The sequence below is a fragment of the Spirillospora sp. NPDC047279 genome (genome assembly GCF_040643285.1).
GTDB lineage: Bacteria > Actinomycetota > Actinomycetes > Streptosporangiales > Streptosporangiaceae > Spirillospora.
In genome coordinates, this window is sequence record NZ_JBEYUA010000022.1 from 1 (window position 1) to 18,357 (window position 18,357).

The 18,357-nt window shown below is 74.0% G+C and carries 18 protein-coding genes and 1 pseudogene; 14 read left to right on the forward strand and 5 right to left on the reverse strand.

The genetic code is table 11. From position 1 onward, the window contains the following. Window positions 1-90: 90 nt before the first annotated feature. The 3 genes from ABZ810_RS40040 to ABZ810_RS40050 form a co-directional block, all read right to left on the reverse strand. Window positions 91-750 (reverse strand): nucleoside monophosphate kinase, encoded by a 660-nt coding sequence (locus ABZ810_RS40040; RefSeq protein ID WP_358412140.1) that lies wholly within the window; start codon window positions 748-750, stop codon window positions 91-93. 53 nt (window positions 751-803) lie between these two features. After that, window positions 804-1,352 carry a universal stress protein gene (locus ABZ810_RS40045; RefSeq protein WP_358412141.1) on the reverse strand — a complete coding sequence of 183 codons (549 nt, stop codon included), beginning with the start codon at window positions 1,350-1,352 and terminating at the stop codon, window positions 804-806. Window positions 1,353-1,443: 91 nt separating this feature from the next. Then, window positions 1,444-2,139, reverse strand: coding sequence for a TetR/AcrR family transcriptional regulator (locus ABZ810_RS40050; RefSeq protein ID WP_358412142.1), 696 nt, complete (start codon window positions 2,137-2,139; stop codon window positions 1,444-1,446). Between the two features lie 87 nt (window positions 2,140-2,226). On the opposite strand from ABZ810_RS40050, the gene ABZ810_RS40055 reads away from it, so the two are divergent. Together ABZ810_RS40055 and ABZ810_RS40060 are read left to right on the forward strand one after the other, a co-directional pair. Next, window positions 2,227-3,105: an SDR family NAD(P)-dependent oxidoreductase gene (locus ABZ810_RS40055; protein ID WP_358412143.1), complete on the forward strand. Its 879-nt coding sequence runs from the start codon at window positions 2,227-2,229 to the stop codon at window positions 3,103-3,105. Between the two features lie 44 nt (window positions 3,106-3,149). Further along, window positions 3,150-3,674 carry an XdhC family protein gene (locus ABZ810_RS40060; RefSeq protein ID WP_358412144.1) on the forward strand — a complete coding sequence of 175 codons (525 nt, stop codon included), beginning with the start codon at window positions 3,150-3,152 and terminating at the stop codon, window positions 3,672-3,674. A 315-nt stretch (window positions 3,675-3,989) separates the two neighbouring features. Here ABZ810_RS40060 and ABZ810_RS40065 read toward each other — a convergent pair. Then, window positions 3,990-5,210: pseudogene (locus tag ABZ810_RS40065) on the reverse strand (MFS transporter); the annotation flags it as partial. A gap of 159 nt (window positions 5,211-5,369) precedes the next feature. On the opposite strand from ABZ810_RS40065, the gene ABZ810_RS40070 reads away from it, so the two are divergent. Further along, window positions 5,370-6,419 carry a sigma-70 family RNA polymerase sigma factor gene (locus tag ABZ810_RS40070; RefSeq protein ID WP_358412290.1) on the forward strand — a complete coding sequence of 350 codons (1,050 nt, stop codon included), beginning with the start codon at window positions 5,370-5,372 and terminating at the stop codon, window positions 6,417-6,419. Here ABZ810_RS40070 and ABZ810_RS40075 read toward each other — a convergent pair. Further along, a complete protein-coding gene (locus tag ABZ810_RS40075) occupies window positions 6,397-7,587 on the reverse strand; it encodes a hypothetical protein (RefSeq protein ID WP_358412145.1) in 1,191 nt (396 codons plus the stop codon). The genes ABZ810_RS40070 and ABZ810_RS40075 overlap by 23 nt on opposite strands. Before the next feature lie 188 nt (window positions 7,588-7,775). On the opposite strand from ABZ810_RS40075, the gene pcaH reads away from it, so the two are divergent. The 11 genes from pcaH (at window position 7,776) to ABZ810_RS40130 (ending at window position 18,346) form a co-directional block, all read left to right on the forward strand. Continuing rightward, entirely contained in the window at window positions 7,776-8,441 is a 666-nt protein-coding gene (gene pcaH, locus ABZ810_RS40080; RefSeq protein WP_358412146.1) for a protocatechuate 3,4-dioxygenase subunit beta, read from the forward strand. Beyond that, the gene (pcaG, locus tag ABZ810_RS40085) at window positions 8,441-8,983 is read left to right on the forward strand and encodes a protocatechuate 3,4-dioxygenase subunit alpha (protein ID WP_358412147.1); all 543 of its coding nucleotides are present in this window, start codon (window positions 8,441-8,443) and stop codon (window positions 8,981-8,983) included. Before pcaH ends, pcaG begins: the two co-directional genes overlap by 1 nt. Then, window positions 8,973-10,184, forward strand: coding sequence for a 3-carboxy-cis,cis-muconate cycloisomerase (gene pcaB / locus ABZ810_RS40090; protein ID WP_358412148.1), 1,212 nt, complete (start codon window positions 8,973-8,975; stop codon window positions 10,182-10,184). The genes pcaG and pcaB overlap by 11 nt, the downstream gene beginning before the upstream one ends. Further along, on the forward strand, window positions 10,181-10,948 hold the full coding sequence (gene pcaD, locus ABZ810_RS40095; protein ID WP_358412149.1) for a 3-oxoadipate enol-lactonase: 768 nt from the start codon (window positions 10,181-10,183) through the stop codon (window positions 10,946-10,948). The genes pcaB and pcaD overlap by 4 nt, the downstream gene beginning before the upstream one ends. Beyond that, on the forward strand, window positions 10,945-11,334 hold the full coding sequence (gene pcaC / locus ABZ810_RS40100; RefSeq protein ID WP_358412150.1) for a 4-carboxymuconolactone decarboxylase: 390 nt from the start codon (window positions 10,945-10,947) through the stop codon (window positions 11,332-11,334). The genes pcaD and pcaC overlap by 4 nt, the downstream gene beginning before the upstream one ends. Before the next feature lie 7 nt (window positions 11,335-11,341). Next, window positions 11,342-12,109 carry an IclR family transcriptional regulator gene (locus ABZ810_RS40105; RefSeq protein WP_358412151.1) on the forward strand — a complete coding sequence of 256 codons (768 nt, stop codon included), beginning with the start codon at window positions 11,342-11,344 and terminating at the stop codon, window positions 12,107-12,109. A 32-nt stretch (window positions 12,110-12,141) separates the two neighbouring features. Next, a complete protein-coding gene (locus ABZ810_RS40110; protein ID WP_358412152.1) occupies window positions 12,142-13,296 on the forward strand; it encodes a 4-hydroxybenzoate 3-monooxygenase in 1,155 nt (384 codons plus the stop codon). 96 nt (window positions 13,297-13,392) lie between these two features. After that, window positions 13,393-14,373, forward strand: coding sequence for an LCP family protein (locus ABZ810_RS40115; protein WP_358412153.1), 981 nt, complete (start codon window positions 13,393-13,395; stop codon window positions 14,371-14,373). Between the two features lie 68 nt (window positions 14,374-14,441). After that, the gene (locus ABZ810_RS40120) at window positions 14,442-15,068 is read left to right on the forward strand and encodes a TetR family transcriptional regulator (protein WP_358412154.1); all 627 of its coding nucleotides are present in this window, start codon (window positions 14,442-14,444) and stop codon (window positions 15,066-15,068) included. A gap of 91 nt (window positions 15,069-15,159) precedes the next feature. Next, complete coding sequence (locus tag ABZ810_RS40125) at window positions 15,160-17,397, forward strand: MMPL family transporter (RefSeq protein WP_358412155.1); 2,238 nt, start codon at window positions 15,160-15,162, stop codon at window positions 17,395-17,397. 79 nt (window positions 17,398-17,476) lie between these two features. Continuing rightward, complete coding sequence (locus ABZ810_RS40130) at window positions 17,477-18,346, forward strand: phosphatase PAP2 family protein (protein ID WP_358412156.1); 870 nt, start codon at window positions 17,477-17,479, stop codon at window positions 18,344-18,346. Window positions 18,347-18,357 lie beyond the last annotated feature (11 nt).

Sequence of the window (18,357 nt, forward strand, 5' to 3'; positions counted from 1 at the left end):
TCAGAAGGGCGTCCAGTTCAGTCTTCACAAACCGATCTTGGATGCCCTTCGTCACGCCCGCCGGACATCACCAAATTTCACATCAACGATCTAGGCCTCCTGCACGGCGGTGGAGAAGGGCAGGCCGAGCCGGCGGCGGATCTCGTGCTGGACCGTCTCGATGTCCGGCCTGGCGTCGACGGTGACCACGTACTCCTTGCGCCGGAACAGCTCCAGCACCGGATCGATCTTCTCGTGATACTGGCGCAGCCGTTCGGCCAGCGCCTGGTCGGTGTCGTCCTCGCGCGGGACCAGGTCGCCGCCGCACACCTCGCACCGGCCCTCCTCGGCGGGCCGGTCGGCGATCAGGTTGTAGTCCATCCCGCACCGGGAGCACAGGCGCCGGGCCAGCACCCGGCGGCGCACCTCGGCGTCCGGCAGGTCGAGGTGGATCACGCCGTCGATGTCGTAGCTCTCCAGGAAGAACTCCGCCTGCCGCGCGCTGCGCGGGAACCCGTCGATGATGAAGCCGTAGTTCCAGTCGTGCTGGGTGAGCCGGTCGCGGACCACGCCCTCGACCAGGTCGTCGCCCACCAGGTCGCCCGCCGCCATGGTGCGGCGCACCTGGGCGCCGAGCTTGGTGTGGCTCTGCACGTGCCAGCGGAAGATGTCGCCGACGCTGATGTGCACCAGGTCGAAGGCCCGGGCCAGCAGCGTGGCCTGGGTGCCCTTGCCGCTGCCCTGGACACCGATGATCACGTACTTGCGCATCATCCACGGTATCCCGGTTCCCGTACGGCCGATCACCGGGGGGCGTGCCGCCGTCAGACCCGGTCGGGCCCCCACAGGCGCTGGCTCAGCCGCCGGATGCCGAACCTGTCGCCGGGTCTCTCGCCCTCCGAGAGCTGCTCCAGCATCGACTGGAAGGCGGGCGGCCGGACGCAGACGAAGGTGGCGCGGGTGCGGCGCGCGCAGTGCAGCCGGACGGAGGGGCGCAGCAGCCTGGACAGCGCGGCGCGCTCGCCGCGGCCGACGACCAGGATGTCGTCGCAGCGGGCGACGCGCACCAGCGTGGCGCCCGGCTCGCCGACGACCGACAACATCGACGTGGCCACGCCGGCCGGCGAGCCGTCGGCGACCTCGCAGAGCAGCTGGGTGATGAGCTGCTCGCCGGAGCCCTGGAGCGCCTCGGTCACGCAGCCGAGCTGGCCCGCCGCGGCCACGTGCGCGGGCAGCGGCGCGGCGTGGACGACCAGCAGGGGCAGGCCCCGGATGCGGGCCTCGCCGATCGCCCAGGCCAGCGCGCACCGCGCGCCCGGCGAGTCGTCGACCCCCACGACAACCCGCGGGCCGCCCTCCGGTCTCACGATCACTGTCCCTCCTGAGCGTGCCTGCCGGGGTTGTGCACTCCAGGGTGCAGGCAAGACGGCGCGGAGGGAAGTGTTTCGGCCCTGTGAAGCAAGGTCAGTCGGCGGCGGGGCGCACCGTGGCGAGCTCGGGGAGCGGTTTCGACGGGTCGAGGCTGGTGCCCAGGTGGGCGGCGGTGTCGGTGAGCATGGCGATGATCCAGCGCGCCAGGTGACCGGCCATCTCGTCGCGCCCGACCTCCTGCCCGGCCTCGAGCCAGCGGTGGGTCGCGGCCTCCGCCATGCCCAGGATGCCGGAGGAGAGCGGCTCGGCGACGCGCGGGTCGAGGCCCAGGAACCCGGCGTACGCGCGCAGCAGCGCCGAGACGCGCCCGCCGAACGCCGACTTGGTCTCGCTGTAGGGGGCGTGCAGCCCGGCGGCGTGCACCTTGCGCGCGTACCGGTAGAGGTTGGCGTGGTCGGTGACCCAGCGCAGCCAGGAGTCGGCGGCGGTCCCGATGATCTGGGCGGGCGTGCCGTGCGGATCCCAGAGCGCCGCGAACTCGGCGGCGCACAGGTCGCCGGCGCGCTCCACGATGGCGCGCTCCAGGTCGGCCTTGCCGTCGAAGTAGCGGTAGAGGCGCGGGCGGGGGACGCCGGCCTCGGCCGCGATCTGGTCGGTGCGCACGTCGGGCCCGTGCCGCTCCACGGCGCGCACGGCGGCGTCGACGAACTCCGCGCGCCGCCGGCCGCGGTGCTCCTCCCAGCGGGCGGCCCGGCCGTCCTTCTTGGGGCCCTTGACGGAATCAGCCACGAGGCTGATCATAAACGCGATGTACCCGATACATCTAGTACCAGGTAAGGCCCCGCCGTCCGTTCCGCGTCACAGGAGAGCACTCGCATGAACCCAGGAGACCTGGTCTGGAGGGTCGGCGCCGAGTTCGACCCCAAGCGGCAGCTCGGCCGCGTGCGCAGGGCGCTGACCGGCGGCGACCGTTCGCTGCGCGACGCCGTCGCCGGCAAGCGCGTCGTCCTCACCGGGGCGTCGGCGGGCATCGGCCGCGAGACCGCGCTGCTGCTGGGCGCGGCCGGCGCCGAGGTGGTGCTCGTCGCGCGCCGCGCCGACCGGCTGGAGGAGCTGGCGGAGGAGATCGGCCGGCGCGGCGGGAGCGCGCTGGCGCGGCCCTGCGACCTGACCGACGACGACCAGGTCGACGCGCTGGTCGCCGACGTCGGCACGGGCGCCGACGTCCTGGTCAACAACGCCGGGCACTCGATCCGGCGCGCGCTGTCGCGGGCCGGCGACCCGATGAACGACATCGAACGGCTGATGCGGCTGAACTTCTTCGGCGCGCTGCGGCTCACCCTGCCGGTCGTCGCCGCCATGCGCGAGCGCGGCGGCGGGCACGTCGTCAACGTCTCGACGCTGGCCGTGCAGGTCGGCGCGCAGCCGCTGTTCGCCGGCTACCTGGCGTCCAAGGCGGCGATGGACGCGTTCGCGCGGTCGGCCGCGCCGGAGACGCGCCGCGACGGGGTGCACTGGACGACGGTGCACATGCCGCTGGTCCGGACCGACATGATCGCGCCGACCCGGGTCTACCGGGAGCTGCCGGCGATGTCGGCGCGGTCTGGCGCCGAGATGATCGTGCGGGCGGTGATCCACCGGCCGGTGCGGGTGAGCCATCCGGCGGGCGTCGCCGGCCAGCTGACCGACCTGGTCGCGCCGGACGCGGTCGAACGGGTGATGGGCCGGGCCGCGCGCTGGAGCGGCGGCCTCTGAAACGGCGGCCTCTGAAACGCCGGGGACTCTGGGAGACTGGCGGCATGTCCGACGCACCCGAGACCGATCCGTCGTGCGCCGTCGCCCACGGCGAGGCCCGCCCGGAGACCGGTGACCGCACGCTGGTCGCGGTGTTCGCCTCCCCGGTCGCCGGGTTCCTGCTGCGCTACGGGGCCGACCTCGGCTACCGCGGCATCCTGGTCGAGCCCGACGACGAACGGGCGGCCGCGGCGGACCTCGGTGCCGGAGTGGTCACCGAGATGCCGCCGGGCCTGCCCGCCGGAGCCGACGTCGTGGTCACCGACCATCACCGCGGCGAGCTGGGGCTAGTGCTGCGCGACGCACTCGCCGCCGACGCCCGCTGGGTCGGCGTGATGGGCAACCCGCGCCACGCCGGCCCGCACGTCGAGGCGCTCAGGGCCCTCGGCGTGGACGAGGCCGACATCGCCCGCGTGCACCGGCCCATCGGCCTCAACATCGGCTCCCGGACGCCCGCCGAGATCGCCGTGGCCACCCTCGCCGGGCTTCTCGCCGACCGCAACGGCCGTTCCGGCGGCTTCCACTTCTGAGGCCTCCGCCGCGCCCTCGCCGCCCGGCCGGACGTGCCGCAGGGTGAGGAACGCCAGCACCGCCAGGGCGGTGAACATCGCGGCGCTCAGCCCGGCCATCGTGGTGAGCCCCGAGGTGAACGAGTCGCGCGCGACGGCGAGCAGCAGCCCGCCCTGACCGGCGGGCAGCGAGCCCGCGGCCTCCGCCGCGCCGGTGATGCCCTCGGTCGCGGTCCGCACGGCGCCGGCCGGCAGCCCCTCGGGCAGGGCTTCGGTGAGCCGGTCGCGGTAGACCGCCGTGCCGAGGCTGCCCAGGGTCGCCACGCCCAGCGCGATGCCCAGCTCCGCGCCCGTCTCCGACAGGGCGGACGCCGATCCGGCCTTGGAGGCGGGGACGACGCCGAGGATCAGGTCGGTGCCCAGCGCCGCCGCCAGGCCGCAGCCGAACAGCGACACGGTCAGGCCGGTCACCAGCACGGCGACGCCGCCGGAGGCGTCGACGCCCGTCAGCACCAGGTAGCCGGCGGCGGTCAGCAGCAGCCCGGCCGCGATGAGGACGCCCGGGCGGAACCGCTGCGCCAGCACCGGCGCGGACTGCGAGCCGGCGATCATGGCCAGCGACGAGGGCAGCAGCCACAGGCCCGCCGCCATCGGCGAGAGCCCGGCCACGACCTGAAGGTGCAGCGCGAAGAACAGGAAGCTGCCGCCCTGCACGAGCCCGAACAGCAGCCAGATCAGCAGCGCGGAGCTGAACGTGCGGTTGGTGAACAGCCGCAGGTCCAGCAGCGGGTCGGCGAGCCGGCGCTGGCGCCGGACGAACACGACGGCGAACACCGCGCCCACGGCCAGCACGCCGAGCGGGACCGGCCGCCAGCCCTGCTTGGCCAGCTCCTTGAGCCCGTACACGACCGGCAGGATCGCCAGCAGCGACAACACCACGCTCAGCGGGTCGAGCCGCCCGGCCCGCGGCGCCTTGTACTCGGGGAGCAGCGTGCGGCCTGTGGCCAGCAGCAGGACCATCACCGGCACGCCGAGCAGGAACGCCGCGCCCCACCAGAAGTGCTCCAGCATCGCGCCGCCGATCACCGGGCCCAGCGCCACCCCGCCCATGAACGCGCTCATCCAGACCGCGATGGCCCGGCCGCGCTGCCGCGGGTCGGTGAACATCGTGCTGATCAGCGCCAGCGTCGAGGGCATCAGGGTGGATCCGGCGATGCCCAGCAGGGCCCGCGTGACGATCAGCATCTCGGGGCTGGTGGAGTAGGCCGCCGCCACCGAGGCCGCGCTGAACGCGGTGGCGCCGATCAGCAGGAGGCGGCGCCGGCCGATGCGGTCGCCGAGCGTGCCCATCGTGACGAGGAAGCCCGCGATCATGAAGCCGTAGACGTCCATGATCCACAACTGCTGGGTGGCGCTCGCGCCGAGATCGGCGCTCAGGTGGGGGAGCGCCAGGTAGAGCACGCTCATGTCCAGGGAGAGCAGCAGGGTGGGCAGCGTCAGCACCGCCAGCCCGGTCCACTCGCGGCGCCCGGCCCGCCGGATGATGTCGGTGTCCATCGGATCCCTCTCTGTGGTGCGCTCGTCATCGCTTCACAGGGGGAGACCGGAGGTGCGCGCGAAACTCATCGGTGGGCCGAAAAATGCCTGGTCGCCGCGCTATCAGGGCCGGTGATACCGTTTTCCCACGTTCTGTCAGAGGCGTCGCCTACGGTCGGGATAACGACTCACTCCGTTCGTGCCACGCGTGAGGATCACATCATGTCCAACGTCACCGTCGATCAGGACTTCCAGAACGAGGCCGACTCCTACCGCCGGGAGCTGCTGGCCCACTGCTACCGGATGCTGGGGTCGATCCACGACGCGGAGGACCTCGTCCAGGAGACCTACATCCGGGCCTGGCGGTCCTACGAGGGTTTCGAGGGTCGGTCCTCGCTGCGGACCTGGCTCTACCGGATCGCCACCAACGTCTGCCTGACGGCGATCGACCAGCGCGGCAAGCGGCCCATGCCGTCCGGCCTCGGCGCGCCCAGCGACGAGCCCGAGCGCCCGGTGGTGGCGCTCGACGACGTGCCGTGGCTGGAGCCCGCGCCCGACAGCGTGTTCGGCGGCGGCTCCGCCCCGGTCGACCCCGCCTCGATCGTCACCTCCCGCGAGAGCACCCGGCTGGCCTTCATCGCCGCGCTCCAGCACCTGCCGCCCAAGCAGCGCGTCGTGCTGATCCTGCGCGACGTGCTCAAGTGGAAGGCCGCCGAGGTCGCCGAGCTGCTGGAGACCTCGACGCCGGCCATCAACAGCGCGCTGCAGCGCGCGCGGGCGCAGCTCGAGCAGGTCGCCCCCACGGAGGACAAGCTCGCCGAGCCGACCGACCCCGAGCAGCGCGAGCTGCTCGAACGTTACGCCGTCGCCTTCGAGAAGGCCGACATCGAAGGGCTGGTCAAGCTGTTCAAGGAGGACGCGGCCTGGGAGATGCCGCCGTTCCCCGAGTGGTTCATCGGCCCCGAGGCGATCGGCCGGCTCATCAAGGCGCAGTGCAAGCCCGGCCCCGGCGACATCGTCATGGTGCCGACCTCGGCCAACGGGCAGCCCGCGTTCGGCATGTACAAGCGCGACGAGTCCGGCGTGCACCGCCCGTTCCAGCTCCAGGTGCTCAGCGTCAACCCCGACGGGGTCATCGCCCACGTGGGCGTGTTCTTCGACCTGTCGCTGTTCGAGACGTTCGGCCTGCCCGCGACCCCGGAGGGCGTCAGCGCAGCGCCTGCTGGATGAAGAAGATGAGCAGGGAGGCGACGATGCCGGTCACGTACTGCAGGATCGCCCAGGTGCGCACCGGCAGGGTGCGCAGCGACCGGAGCGTCCGGTAGGCCTCCGCCGCCTCCCTGAGCCCCTTGTCCAGCAGCAGCCGTTCCGGTGGCGCGGCCACCTGTGTCATCAGCGTGCCCAGCACGTCGGCCTGGTAGGCGCGCACCACCCGCGACAACATCACGAACGGCAACACCGCCGCGTACCCCGCGAGCAGCGCCGCCCCGACCGGGAAGCCGTAGAGGAACACCCGCAGCGACAGCGGCGGATCCTGCGCGGCGGCCGCCACCGCGGCGAGCTCCAGCGTGATCACCCCGATGCCCAGGCCGGCGGCGACCAGCACGAAGCACGTGCACAGCCGGACGACGCCCGGCGTGTGCGCGGGGTCCAGCCAGGTCAGCCGCAGCTGCCGGCAGCGGCGCAGCCGGTGCGGCGTCCGCGCGGCGACGATGACCCAGTAGAGCACCATCCCGCCCAGGAAACCGGTCCAGATCGCGGGCAGGTAGACCAGGCCGAAGGCCGTCCCGTTGCCGCCGGGACGGCTGAGGTCGAAGAACGCGGCGACGATCCCGGTGACCGTCCCCGCCATCCCGCACATGACCTGCCGGCCGAACCCGAGCGTGCCCTCCAGCCACCGCCGGAACTCCTCCCGCTCGGGCGAGGCGCAGAGCATGTCGGCCACGTCGGCGGCGCCGCGCTCGGCCAGGCGCCAGCCCGCCCAGGCCATCGCGAGCATCATCGCGCAGCCGGTGCTGAGCAGCGCCCCGTACAGGTGACCGCGGGTGGTGCCGAGGCCCGAGCCGGGGGCGAGCGCGCCCGCGGCGAGGTTGGTCAGGTAGGGCCACGACGCGGTGAGGGCGAGCAGCGCCATCGTCCGCGCCGCGGTGAGCACCGGGGCCGTGCGCACCGGGACGGGCCGGGCGAGGCGCAGCAGGATCACCCGGTCGTAGCCGTCGCGCATCAACGAGCACAGGGCGTAGGCGTAGAGCGATCGCTGTTCCGGCGGGCAGGTGGCGAGATCGGCGGCGACCAGGGCCCGGCCAGGCGCGGGATCCGGCGCGGGATCCGGCTCGGTCCCGGGCGCCGTGGCCTCGGCTGCCGTGGCCTCGGGCGATCCGGCCTCGGAGACCCCCATGGCCCACCCCCGGTCCGTGCGCGTGTGTCCCCATGATGGGACGCCGCGCCCGCCGCGTCCGCCGGGACGTGCGGCCGAGTTTCCGCTCAGTGGAAACCTCGGGCCGTCACCGGCCGGTACGACTGCGAGGGTGAGGGCATGGACAAGGTTGTGCACCCGGCGGCGACGGCCGTGGAAAGGGCGACGGCATGACGCATCCCCCGTACCTGTACCCCGGCTACCAGAGCACCGTCCGGCGCGCGCCGGCCCACGAGCCGATCATCCCCAAGCTCGGCCCGGACAGCGTCGAGCTGACCTCGCCGGTCTTCGGGCACGAGGAGCTCGGCGCGCTGGACGCCGACCTGACCGGCCACAGCACGGGCGAGCCGCTCGGCGAGCGGATCATCGTGACCGGCCGGGTCCTGGACGGCTCGGGGCGGGCCGTGCCGGGCGCGCTGGTGGAGGTCTGGCAGGCCAACGCGGCGGGACGGTACGCCCACTACGGCGACCGGCACGGGGCGCCGCTCGACCCGCACTTCACCGGGGCGGGCCGCTGCCTCACCGACGCCGGCGGCCGCTACCGCTTCGTCACCATCAAGCCGGGCGCCTACCCGTGGCGCAACCACCACAACGCCTGGCGGCCCGCGCACATCCACTTCTCGGTCTTCGGCACCGCGTTCACCCAGCGGCTGGTGACCCAGATGTACTTCCCGGGCGACCCGCTGTTCCCGTTCGACCCGATCTTCCAGTCGATCCCGGACGAGAAGTCGCGCGAACTGCTCATCGCGAACTTCGACATGGACACCACCGAGCCGGAATGGGCGCTCGGTTACCAGTGGGACATCGTCCTCGGCGACACTCCGGTGGAGGCGTGATGCAGACCCCCTCGCAGACGGTCGGGCCGTTCTTCGCGCACGCGCTGCCCTACGACGGAGGGCCCGAGGTGGTCCCGGGATGGCGCCCCGACGCGATCCGGGTGCACGGCCGCGTCCTGGACGGCGCGGGAGACCCCGTCCCGGACGCCCTGATCGAGATCTGGCAGCCGGACGAGACCGGCCGGATCGAGCCACGGCCGGGCGGGCTGCGCCGGGCGGGCCACGGGTTCTCCGGCTTCGGCCGCTGCCCCACCGACGCCGCGGGGGACTACTGGTTCACCACGGTCAAGCCCGGGGCGACCGGCCAGGACGCCCCGTACCTGTCGGTCCTGGTCTTCGCCCGGGGGCTGCTCAAGCCGGTGTTCACCCGCCTCTACTTCCCCGAGGACACCGCGGCCCACGCCGATGACCCCCTCCTGGCGCAGGTGCCGCCGGAGCGGCGTGCGACGCTGATCGCAGAGCGCGCCGGCGGCGACGCCGCCGGCTACCGCTTCGACATCCATCTGCAGGGCGATCGGGAAACGGTGTTCCTTGCCTTCTGACGAACCATCCGGCGCGCCCGGCCCGCCGGCGCCCGGCCCGGACGCCGGGCTGCTGTCGCCGGTACGGGCGGGCACTGCGGCCGAGGCGGCGACCGGCGACGCGGCCTGGCTGCAGGCGCTCCTGGACGCCGAGTCGGCCCTGGCCCGGGCCCAGGCGCGGCTGGGCACGGTGCCCTCCGGCGCGGCCGAGGCCATCACGCTGGCCGCCCGGGCCGAACGGGTGGACCTCGCCGGCCTCGCGCGGCGGGCCCGGGGAGCGGGCAACCCCGTGCTGCCGCTGGTCGCCGACCTCAAGGCCCTCGCGGGCCCCGCCGGCGACCACGTCCACCAGGGCGCGACCAGCCAGGACATCATGGACACCGCCGCGATGCTGGTCGCGGCCCGGGCGCGGGGCCTGATCCTCGCCGACCTGGACCGTGCCCTCGCCGCCCTGGCGGCGCTGGCGGAACGGCACCGCGACACCCCGATGGCGGGACGCACGCTGGGCCGGCAGGCGCTGCCGACGACCTTCGGGCTCAAGGCCGCGGGCTGGCTGACCGTCGTCCTGGAGGCACGCGAGCGGCTCGCCGCCGTGCCGCTGCCCGTCCAGCTCGGCGGTGCGGCCGGGACGCTGAGCGCCTTCGGCGACCGGGCGCTCGACCTGCTCCGCCTCTACGCCGGCGAGACCGGGCTCGCCGAGCCCGTCCTCCCCTGGCACACCCTCCGGACGCCGGTGGCCGAGCTCGGCGCCGCGCTCGCCCTCACCGCCGGGGCGCTCGGCAAGATCGCCACGGACGTCGTGCTGCTCGCGCAGAGCGAGATCGACGAGGTCGCCGAGCCCGCCGGCCCGGGCCGCGGCGGCTCGTCGGCGATGCCGCACAAGCGCAATCCCGCCCTGGCCGCGCTCGTCAGGTCGGCGGCGCTGCGCGTGCCCGCCCACGCCCAGGTGCTGCTCGCCGCGTCGGCCGCGCCGCTCGAACGCCCGGCGGGGGAGTGGCACGCCGAATGGGAGCCGCTGCGCGACTGCCTGCGCCTGACCGGCGGCGCCGCCGCGACCACGGCCGAGCTCCTCGACGGCATCGAGGTGCGCGCCGGCCGGATGCGGGCCAATCTGGACGACCTCCTCGCCGTCCTCGCCGAACACGGCGGCGAGCCCGGCACCGGAGCCGCCGCCGGGCTCGTGGACCGCGCCCTCGACCACTACCGGAGGAGCCCGCGATGACCCTCCACCACCGCCTCGACGGGCCGGCCGGCGCGCCCCTGCTGGTGCTCGGCCCTTCGCTCGGCACCGACCTGGGGTTGTGGGACCCGCAGATGCCCGAGCTCGGCTCGCGCTGGCGGGTGCTGCGCTACGACCTGCCGGGCCACGGCGGATCGCCGCCGCCCGACGGTCCCTTCACCATCGACGACCTGGCGGACGAGGTCGCCGGCCTGCTCGACCAGGTCGGGGCGGACCGGGCGGCGTACGCCGGCGTCTCGATCGGCGGCGCGGTCGGCACCGCGCTCGCGCTGCGCGCCCCCGGCCGCGTCGCCGGCCTGGTGCTGTGCTGCACGTCGCCGCGCTTCGGGCCGCCCGAGGCCTGGCGCGAACGCGCCGCGCTCGTCCGCCGCGAGGGCACCGCGCCGCTCGCGAAGACCGCCGCGGAACGCTGGTTCACCCCCGGATTCGACGGCGCCGCCCGGTACGTCGAGATGGTGCGCGCCACCGGCCCGGAGGGCTACGCCGCCTGCTGCGAGGCCCTCGCCCGGTTCGACGCGACCGGCCGCCTCGCGGAGATCACGGCGCCGACGCTGGTGATCGCGGGGGCCGAGGACGTGCCGACGCCGCCCGCCGGGCACGGCGCGGTGCTGGCGGACGGCATCCCCGGTGCCGAGCTGGTCGTCGTCGACGGCGCGGGCCACCTCGCCAACGCCGAACGGCCCGCCGACGTCACCCGGGCGATCACCGGCCATCTCGACCGCACCTGGAAGGGGCTCCCCGGATGAACGACGAGCAGCGGCACGACGCGGGCATGAAGGTGCGCCGCGAGGTGCTCGGGGACGCCCATGTCGACCGGGCCGCCGACCGTACCACCGCGTTCACCGCCGACTTCCAGGACATGATCACGCGGTACGCCTGGGGCGAGATCTGGACCAGGCCCGGGCTGGACCGCAGGACCCGCAGCTGCATCACGCTGACCGCCCTGGTCGCCCGCGGGCACCTGGAGGAACTGGAGATGCACGTCCGGGCGGCGCTGCGCAACGGGCTCGGCCCCGACGAGATCAAGGAAGTGCTGCTCCAGACCGCGATCTATTGTGGGGTGCCCGCCGCGAACGCCGCGTTCGCGGTGGCCCAGCGGGTCCTGGCCGAGGGCCCGGCGGAGGGGGAGTGAGGCCGGGTTGAGGAGCGTCGCCGCCAAGGTGATGGCGATCCTGGACGCCTTCGCGACCGGGGACGTCCGCCTCAACCTGAGCGAGATCTGCCGCCGCGCCGGGCTGCCGCTGGCCACCGGGCACCGGCTGGTGGGCGAGCTGGTCGCCGGCGGGTTCCTCGAACGTGTCCCCGACGGCACGTACCGGATCGGCACCCGGCTGTGGCGGATCGGCACCCAGGCGCCGGCCGTCACCGGCCTGCGCGAGCTGGCGCTGCCGCACATGGAGGACCTCTACGAGGCCACCCACGACAACGTGCAGCTCGCCGTCCTGCGCGACGGGCGGGCGCTGTTCGTCGAGCGGCTGCGCGGCACCCGGTCGGTCCCGGTCGTCACCCAGGTGGGCAACACCCTGCCGCTGCACGCCACCGGCGTCGGCAAGGTGCTGCTGGCGCACGCGCCCGACCCCGTCCTCGAACAGATCATCGGCGCCGGGCTGAGCCGGCACGCCGACCGCACCATCACCGACCCGCAGGAGCTGCGGCGGTGCCTGGCCAAGGTCCGGCACGACGGCTACGCCGTGACCCGGGACGAGATGACCCTCGGCGCGGCGTCGGTCGCCGCGCCGGTCCGTGACGGCGGCGGCACGGTGGTGGCCGCGCTGTCGCTGGTGTCGCGCTCCCGCAGCGCCGACGTGCGCCGGCTGCTGCCGCCGCTCACCACCGCCGCGCGCGCCCTGTCGCGCGACCTGGCCGCGCACTGGCGCGCGCGGCCGGACGAGACCCCCGACCTCTGACCCCTACGGCCCGATCCCCAACAGGAGAAATCATGCGCACCCAGGTCGCGATCGTGGGCGGCGGCCCCGCCGGGCTGCTGCTCTCCCACCTGCTCCACCGGCAGGGCATCGCCTCGGTGGTCCTGGAGAGCCGCGACCGCGAGTACGTCGAGCACCGGCAGCGCGCCGGGATGCTGGAGCAGGGCACCACCGACGTGCTGCGCGACAGCGGGGTGGGCGAACGGCTCGACCGCGAGGGCCTGGTCCACCACGGGCTCGAACTGCGGTTCGGCGGCGCCGGGCACCGCGTCCCGCTCACCGAGCTGACCGGCCGCACAGTGACGATCTACGCGCAGACCGAGATCGTCAAGGACCTGGTCGCGCGCCGCCTCGCCGACGGCGGCGACGTGCGGTTCGAGGCCGAGGTGCTGGAGATCGACCCGTCCGCGCCCAGCGTGACCTACCGCCACGAGGGCGCCGTGCACACCCTGGAGGCCGACTACGTCGCGGGCTGCGACGGCTTCCACGGCGTGAGCCGCCCGGCGGTGCCGGGGCTGCGCACGTTCACCCGCGAGTACCCGTTCGCCTGGCTCGGCGTGCTCGCCGACGTCGCCCCCTCCACCGACGAGCTGATCTACGCCCACCACGAGCGCGGCTTCGCGCTGCACAGCCTCCGCTCGCCCAAGGTCAGCCGCCTCTACCTTCAGGTCGCGCCGGACGAGGACCTGGCCGCCTGGCCGGACGAGCGGATCTGGAGCGAGCTGGCCGCCCGGTTCGCCACCGACGACGGCTGGAAGCTCCACGAGGGGCCCATCACCGACAAGGCCGTCACCCCGATGCGCAGCTTCGTCGCCGAGCCGATGCGGCACGACCGGCTGTTCCTGGCGGGCGACGCCGCCCACATCGTGCCGCCCACCGGGGCCAAGGGCCTCAACCTGGCGGTCTCCGACGTCACGCTGCTGGCGCAGGCGCTGATCGAGCGGTACGCGGGCGGTTCGGAGGCGCTCCTGGACGGCTACTCCGCGACCTGCCTGCGGGCGGTCTGGCGGGCCGAGCACTTCTCCTACTGGATGACCACGCTGCTGCACACCGACCCGGCCGCCGACGACTTCACCCTGCGCCTCCAGCGCTCGCACCTGGACTACGTCGCGAGCTCGCGCGCGGCGGCCACGTCCCTCGCCGAGAACTACGTGGGGCTGCCGCGGTAGCCGGTCACGGGGAACCGGGACGGCCGCACCGGCGTTCGCCCTACTAGGGGCGCGCTCGCGGGCAGAGGCGCCTCGCGCCGAGTGCCGGTCCCGGAGGTGACGCGTCATGAGCGGCCCGTTACCCCGGCTCCCCGGCGGCGCCGGGCCCTGCGGGTGCTGGCGCGCTGCACGCTCGCCGCGGCGGCGCTCGTCCTGCTGGCCTCGGCCCTCGCCGCCTGGCGGGCGGGCGACTACGACCGGCGGATCCAGCGGCTCCCGGACGCGCTCCCGGCCGACCCGAGCACCCGGCCGGTGGAGGACCCCGGTGAGAACTGGCTGCTGGTCGGCTCCGACCTGCGCGGCGTTCCGGCCGAGGGGAAGTGGCGGCCGGGCCGGGCGAGATCCGACACGATCATGCTGCTGCACGTCCCGGAGAACGGGCGGCGGGCGCGCGTGGTCTCGATCCCGAGGGACCTGTGGGTCGAGATCCCGGACGGCGGCCCGGACGCGAAGATCAACGCGGCCTTCTCCCGGGGCGGCCCCGCCCTGCTGACCGCGACCGTCGAGGGCCTGACCGACCTGCGGATCGACCATGTCGCGGTGCTGGACTTCGCCGGCTTCGAACGCATGACCGACGCCCTCGGGGGAGTGCGGATCACCCTGGACCGGCCGATCCACGACCCCACCAACGGCTGGTCGTGGCCGGCCGGCGTCAACCACCTCGACGGGCAGAGCGCCCTGCGGTTCGTCCGGGAGCGCAAGGGGCTGTCGGGCAGCGACCTCGACCGGGTCGAACGGCAGCAGCTGTTCCTGCGGGCCATGGCGGAGAAGGCGGCGAGCTCGGGGACCCTGCGCAACCCGTTCAAGCTCGACGCCTTCCTGCGGGCGGCGAGCGAGTCGCTGGCGGTGGACTCGGCGACCGAGTTCGGCACGCTGCGGGCGCTGGCGACGCGGCTGGCCCGCATCGGCCCGGACCGCGTCGACTTCGCCACCATGCCGAACGGGTCGAGCTCCTGGATCGACGGGCAGAGCGTCGTGCTCCAGGACAGGGAACGGGCCGAGCGCTTCTTCACGCGGCTGAGATCTGGATCACTATGATGCACATCACGCAAGTTGGCAGCACCTGAAATTTTGCGGACTGTGCAAGATTCGCTTACCGTGAGGGCATGACCGCCGACCTGAGCCTTCGTGAGCGCAAGCCCGGCCTGCGCGAACGCAAGAAGGCCGCGACCCGCGAGGCCCTGGGCCGCGCGGCGATGCTCCTCGCCATCGAGCACGGCGTCGAGGGGGTCACGGTGGAGGCGATCGCGGCGGCCGCGGGGGTGTCGCCGCGAACCTTCCACAACTACTTCCCCGGCAAGGAGGAGGCGATCGTCGCCCCCCTCACCGACGGCGCCGAGGCCGTGATCGAGGCGCTGCGGGACCGCCCGCCGGACGAGTCCGTCTGGGACTCGCTGCGGGAGGTGTTCGTCGGCGTCATGATGCCGCCCGAGTCGCGCGACGAGATCGCCGCGCTGGTGCTGGTGGTCAAGGCGAACCCCGCACTGCTCGGCCAGCAGCTGTGCGGCATCGGCGAGATGCAGCGCGAGATCGCCGAGATCGTGGCCGCCCGCACCGGGACCGACGCCGGCCGCGACCTGTACCCCCATCTGCTCGCCGGAGCCGCCGGCACGGCGATGCGGGCCGCGATCGAGCTGTGGGCCGACGGCACCACCGGCACCGGCCTGCCCGACCTCGTAGACCAGGCCATCGCGCAACTGCGCGCCGGCCTGCCGCCACCGCGCGGTGCGTGACCCCCACCCCACACCCCCCTCAGCCTGACGATCAGCCCGTCGTGAGGCCTGCCTGTGACCGTTACGGGTGCGCGCGAGCGTGCCCGCGTTGATGGGATCCCTTCTCTTGGCCACGTTCCTCTACCGGCTCGGCCGGTTCTCCTACCGGCGGCGCAAGCTCGTCGCCGCGTTGTGGGTGGGGCTGCTCGTCCTGTTCGGCGTCGGCGCGGCCACGCTGTCGGGGCCGACGTCCAACGACTTCTCCATTCCCGGCACCGAGTCGCAGAAGGCGATCGACCTGCTCGAGGAGCGGATGCCGCAGGCCTCCGCCGACGGTGCCACCGCCCGCGTCGTGTTCGCCGCGCCCGAGGGCGGCAAGGTCACCGACCCCGCCTCCAAGGCAGCCGTGGACCAGGTCGTCGGCGAGCTCAAGGCCCTCCCCGACGTCGCGAACGTCGTCGACCCCTACCAGGCCGGGTCCGTCTCGCCGGACGGCCGGATCGCCTACACCCAGGTGACCTACAAGGTCTCGCCGATCGACGTCGAGCAGAGCGACCGGGACGCCCTGGAGGCGGCCGGCCAGCCCGGCGAGGCGGCGGGCCTGACGGTCGAGATGGGCGGCAGCGCCACCGAGGGCATGCCCGAGCAGAGCGCCGCCGAGATCATCGGTGTCGCGATCGCCGCGGTCGTGCTGGTGATCACGTTCGGCTCGCTGGTCGCGGCCGGGCTGCCGCTGCTCAACGCCATCCTCGGCGTCGGCATCGCGATGGCGGGCATCACCGCGGCGACCGGCCTGATCGAGATGAGCTCCACCACCTCCACGCTCGCGCTCATGCTGGGCCTGGCGGTGGCCATCGACTACGCGCTGTTCATCGTCTCCCGGTACCGGCACGAGCTGGAGGAGGGCCTGCCAGGTGAGGAGGCCGCGGGACGCGCGGTCGGCACCGCCGGATCGGCGGTCGTCTTCGCCGGCCTCACGGTCGTCATCGCGCTGGCCGGCCTCTCGGTGGTCGGCATCCCGCTGCTCACCGAGATGGGCCTGGCCGCGGCGTTCGCCGTCGTGGTCGCCGTGCTGATCGCGCTGAGCCTGCTGCCCGCGCTGCTCGGCTTCGCCGGGCGCAAGGTGCTCGGCGGCTGGATCCCCGGCCTGCGCGGCGGGCGCCCGAAGGAGGGCGGCAGGCCGCCGCTGGGCGAGCGGTGGGCACGGTTCGTCGTGCGGCGCCCGCTGCCCGTGCTGCTGCTGGCGGTGGTCGGGCTCGGCGTCTTCGCCGCCCCCGCGCTCGACCTGCGGCTGGGCCTGCCCGGCGACGAGATCAAGAGCACCGAGACCAGCCAGCGCAAGGCCTACGACATGCTCGCCGAGGGCTTCGGGCCCGGCTTCAACGGCCCGCTCATGGTGGTCGTCGACGCGGGTGAGGGCGGCGGCGGAGCCCAGGCGGCCGCGCAGCGGTTCGCCGGCCAGGCGCAGCGGCTGCCCGACGTCGCGGCGGTGACCCCGCCGGTCGTCAACCAGGCCGGCGACACCGCGATGCTGACCGTCGTGCCCAAGAGCGGCCCGAGCACCAAGGCCACCGAGGACCTGGTGTCGGAGCTGCGCGGCCAGAGCGCCGGCCTGCACGCCGCCACCGGGTCCGACGTGAAGGTCACCGGCCAGACGGCGATGAACATCGACATCTCGGCCAAGATGAGCGAGGCGCTGGCACCCTACCTGGCCGTCGTCGTCGGGCTGGCGTTCATCCTGCTGATGCTGGTCTTCCGGTCGATCCTGGTGCCGCTGAAGGCGACGCTGGGCTTCCTGCTGACGGTCGCCGCGACGTTCGGCGCGGTGGTCGCGGTCTTCCAGTGGGGCTGGCTCGCCGGGCTGCTCGGCGTGGCCGAGACCGGACCGATCATGAGCATGCTGCCGATCTTCCTGATCGGCGTCGTGTTCGGCCTCGCGATGGACTACCAGGTCTTCCTGGTGACCCGGATGCGCGAGGAGTTCGTGCACGGCGCGGCGCCGAAGGAGGCGATCGTCACCGGCTTCCGGCACGGCGCCCGGGTGGTGTCCGCCGCCGCCGTCATCATGATCGCGGTCTTCGCCGGATTCGTCTTCTCCGGCGAGTCGATGATCAAGATGATGGGCTTCGCGCTCGCCGCCGGCGTCGCGTTCGACGCGTTCGTCGTCCGCATGACGATCGTCCCGGCCGTGATGGCGCTGCTCGGCCGCTCGGCCTGGTGGCTGCCGCGCCGGCTCTCCCGCATCCTGCCCAACGTCGACGTCGAGGGTGAGAAGCTGCGCGAGCACCTCGGCACCGCCCCCGAGGTGAACCGGGACGGCGACCGCGAGCTGGAGACCGCCCGACACTGATCGAAACCGGGCCGCCGCCCCTCACCCGGGGCGGCGGTCCCCGCTTCGATCGCGGATCTAACCACCCCCGAGGACCGCGATGAAGTTCAAGCCGACCCCCCGGAAGGCCGGATCACCCCGCTTCCGGGCCGTGCTGCGCCCTGGCGGCGGGCGGCCCAGGCCCCTCCGCGAGCTCCTGCTCATCGTGGTGCTGTTCGGCGCGTACAAGCTGGGCCGGCTGCTGGCCACCGGCCGGGTCGCGGAGGCGTTCGACAACGCCCGCGGGGTCTGGGACGCCGAACGCGCCGTGCGGCTCCCCAGCGAGCTGCACGTCCAGCAGGCGTTCCTGCACAGCGACGCCGTCGTGCACGCCGCCAACTCCTACTACGCCTACGTGCACTTCCCCGCCACCGCCGCGTTCCTGCTCTGGATCTACCTGCGGCGGCCGGGCCACTACCGCTGGATCCGCTGGGTGGTCGTCGCGCTCACCACGGCCGGGCTGGCCATCCACCTCCTGCTGCCGCTCGCGCCGCCGCGGATGCTCACGGCCACCGGCCTGGTCGACACCGGCGCGCTCTACGGGCCCGCGGTGTACGGGGCGCCGCAGACCGACACCGTCGCCAACCAGTACGCCGCCATGCCGTCCCTGCACATCGGCTGGGCCGTCATCGTCGCCGTCGGGCTCATCGTGAGCACCCGCGGCCGGTGGCGCTGGCTCTGGGCGGCCCATCCGGTGATCACGGTCGCCGTGGTCGTCGGCACCGCCAACCACTACTGGCTGGACGGCATCGTCGTGGCCGTGCTCCTCACGGTGGTCCTGCTCGTGATCAGGCCGCCCGCGCACCTCACGGCGCGGCGCGCGCCGGCCCCGGCCGCGTCGCCCACCGCGTCTCCCGCCGAGCCGCCCGCCGCCGCGCCCGCGCCCGCGGCCGCGGCCGCCGTCCCCGCACCGGAGATCACGCACAGTTAGCCCAGGTCGGC

Coding starts and splice junctions, on each gene's coding strand:
- pcaD (WP_358412149.1), top strand. CDS start 10,181: ATGACCCTCCACCACCGCCTCGACGGGCCGGCCGGCGCGCCCCTGCTG.
- ABZ810_RS40130 (WP_358412156.1), top strand. CDS start 17,477: ATGAAGTTCAAGCCGACCCCCCGGAAGGCCGGATCACCCCGCTTCCGG.
- pcaH (WP_358412146.1), top strand. CDS start 7,776: ATGACGCATCCCCCGTACCTGTACCCCGGCTACCAGAGCACCGTCCGG.
- ABZ810_RS40120 (WP_358412154.1), top strand. CDS start 14,442: ATGACCGCCGACCTGAGCCTTCGTGAGCGCAAGCCCGGCCTGCGCGAA.
- ABZ810_RS40055 (WP_358412143.1), top strand. CDS start 2,227: ATGAACCCAGGAGACCTGGTCTGGAGGGTCGGCGCCGAGTTCGACCCC.
- ABZ810_RS40125 (WP_358412155.1), top strand. CDS start 15,160: ATGGGATCCCTTCTCTTGGCCACGTTCCTCTACCGGCTCGGCCGGTTC.
- ABZ810_RS40075 (WP_358412145.1), bottom strand. CDS start 7,587: ATGGGGGTCTCCGAGGCCGGATCGCCCGAGGCCACGGCAGCCGAGGCC.
- ABZ810_RS40110 (WP_358412152.1), top strand. CDS start 12,142: ATGCGCACCCAGGTCGCGATCGTGGGCGGCGGCCCCGCCGGGCTGCTG.
- pcaG (WP_358412147.1), top strand. CDS start 8,441: ATGCAGACCCCCTCGCAGACGGTCGGGCCGTTCTTCGCGCACGCGCTG.
- ABZ810_RS40060 (WP_358412144.1), top strand. CDS start 3,150: ATGTCCGACGCACCCGAGACCGATCCGTCGTGCGCCGTCGCCCACGGC.
- ABZ810_RS40040 (WP_358412140.1), bottom strand. CDS start 750: ATGCGCAAGTACGTGATCATCGGTGTCCAGGGCAGCGGCAAGGGCACC.
- pcaC (WP_358412150.1), top strand. CDS start 10,945: ATGAACGACGAGCAGCGGCACGACGCGGGCATGAAGGTGCGCCGCGAG.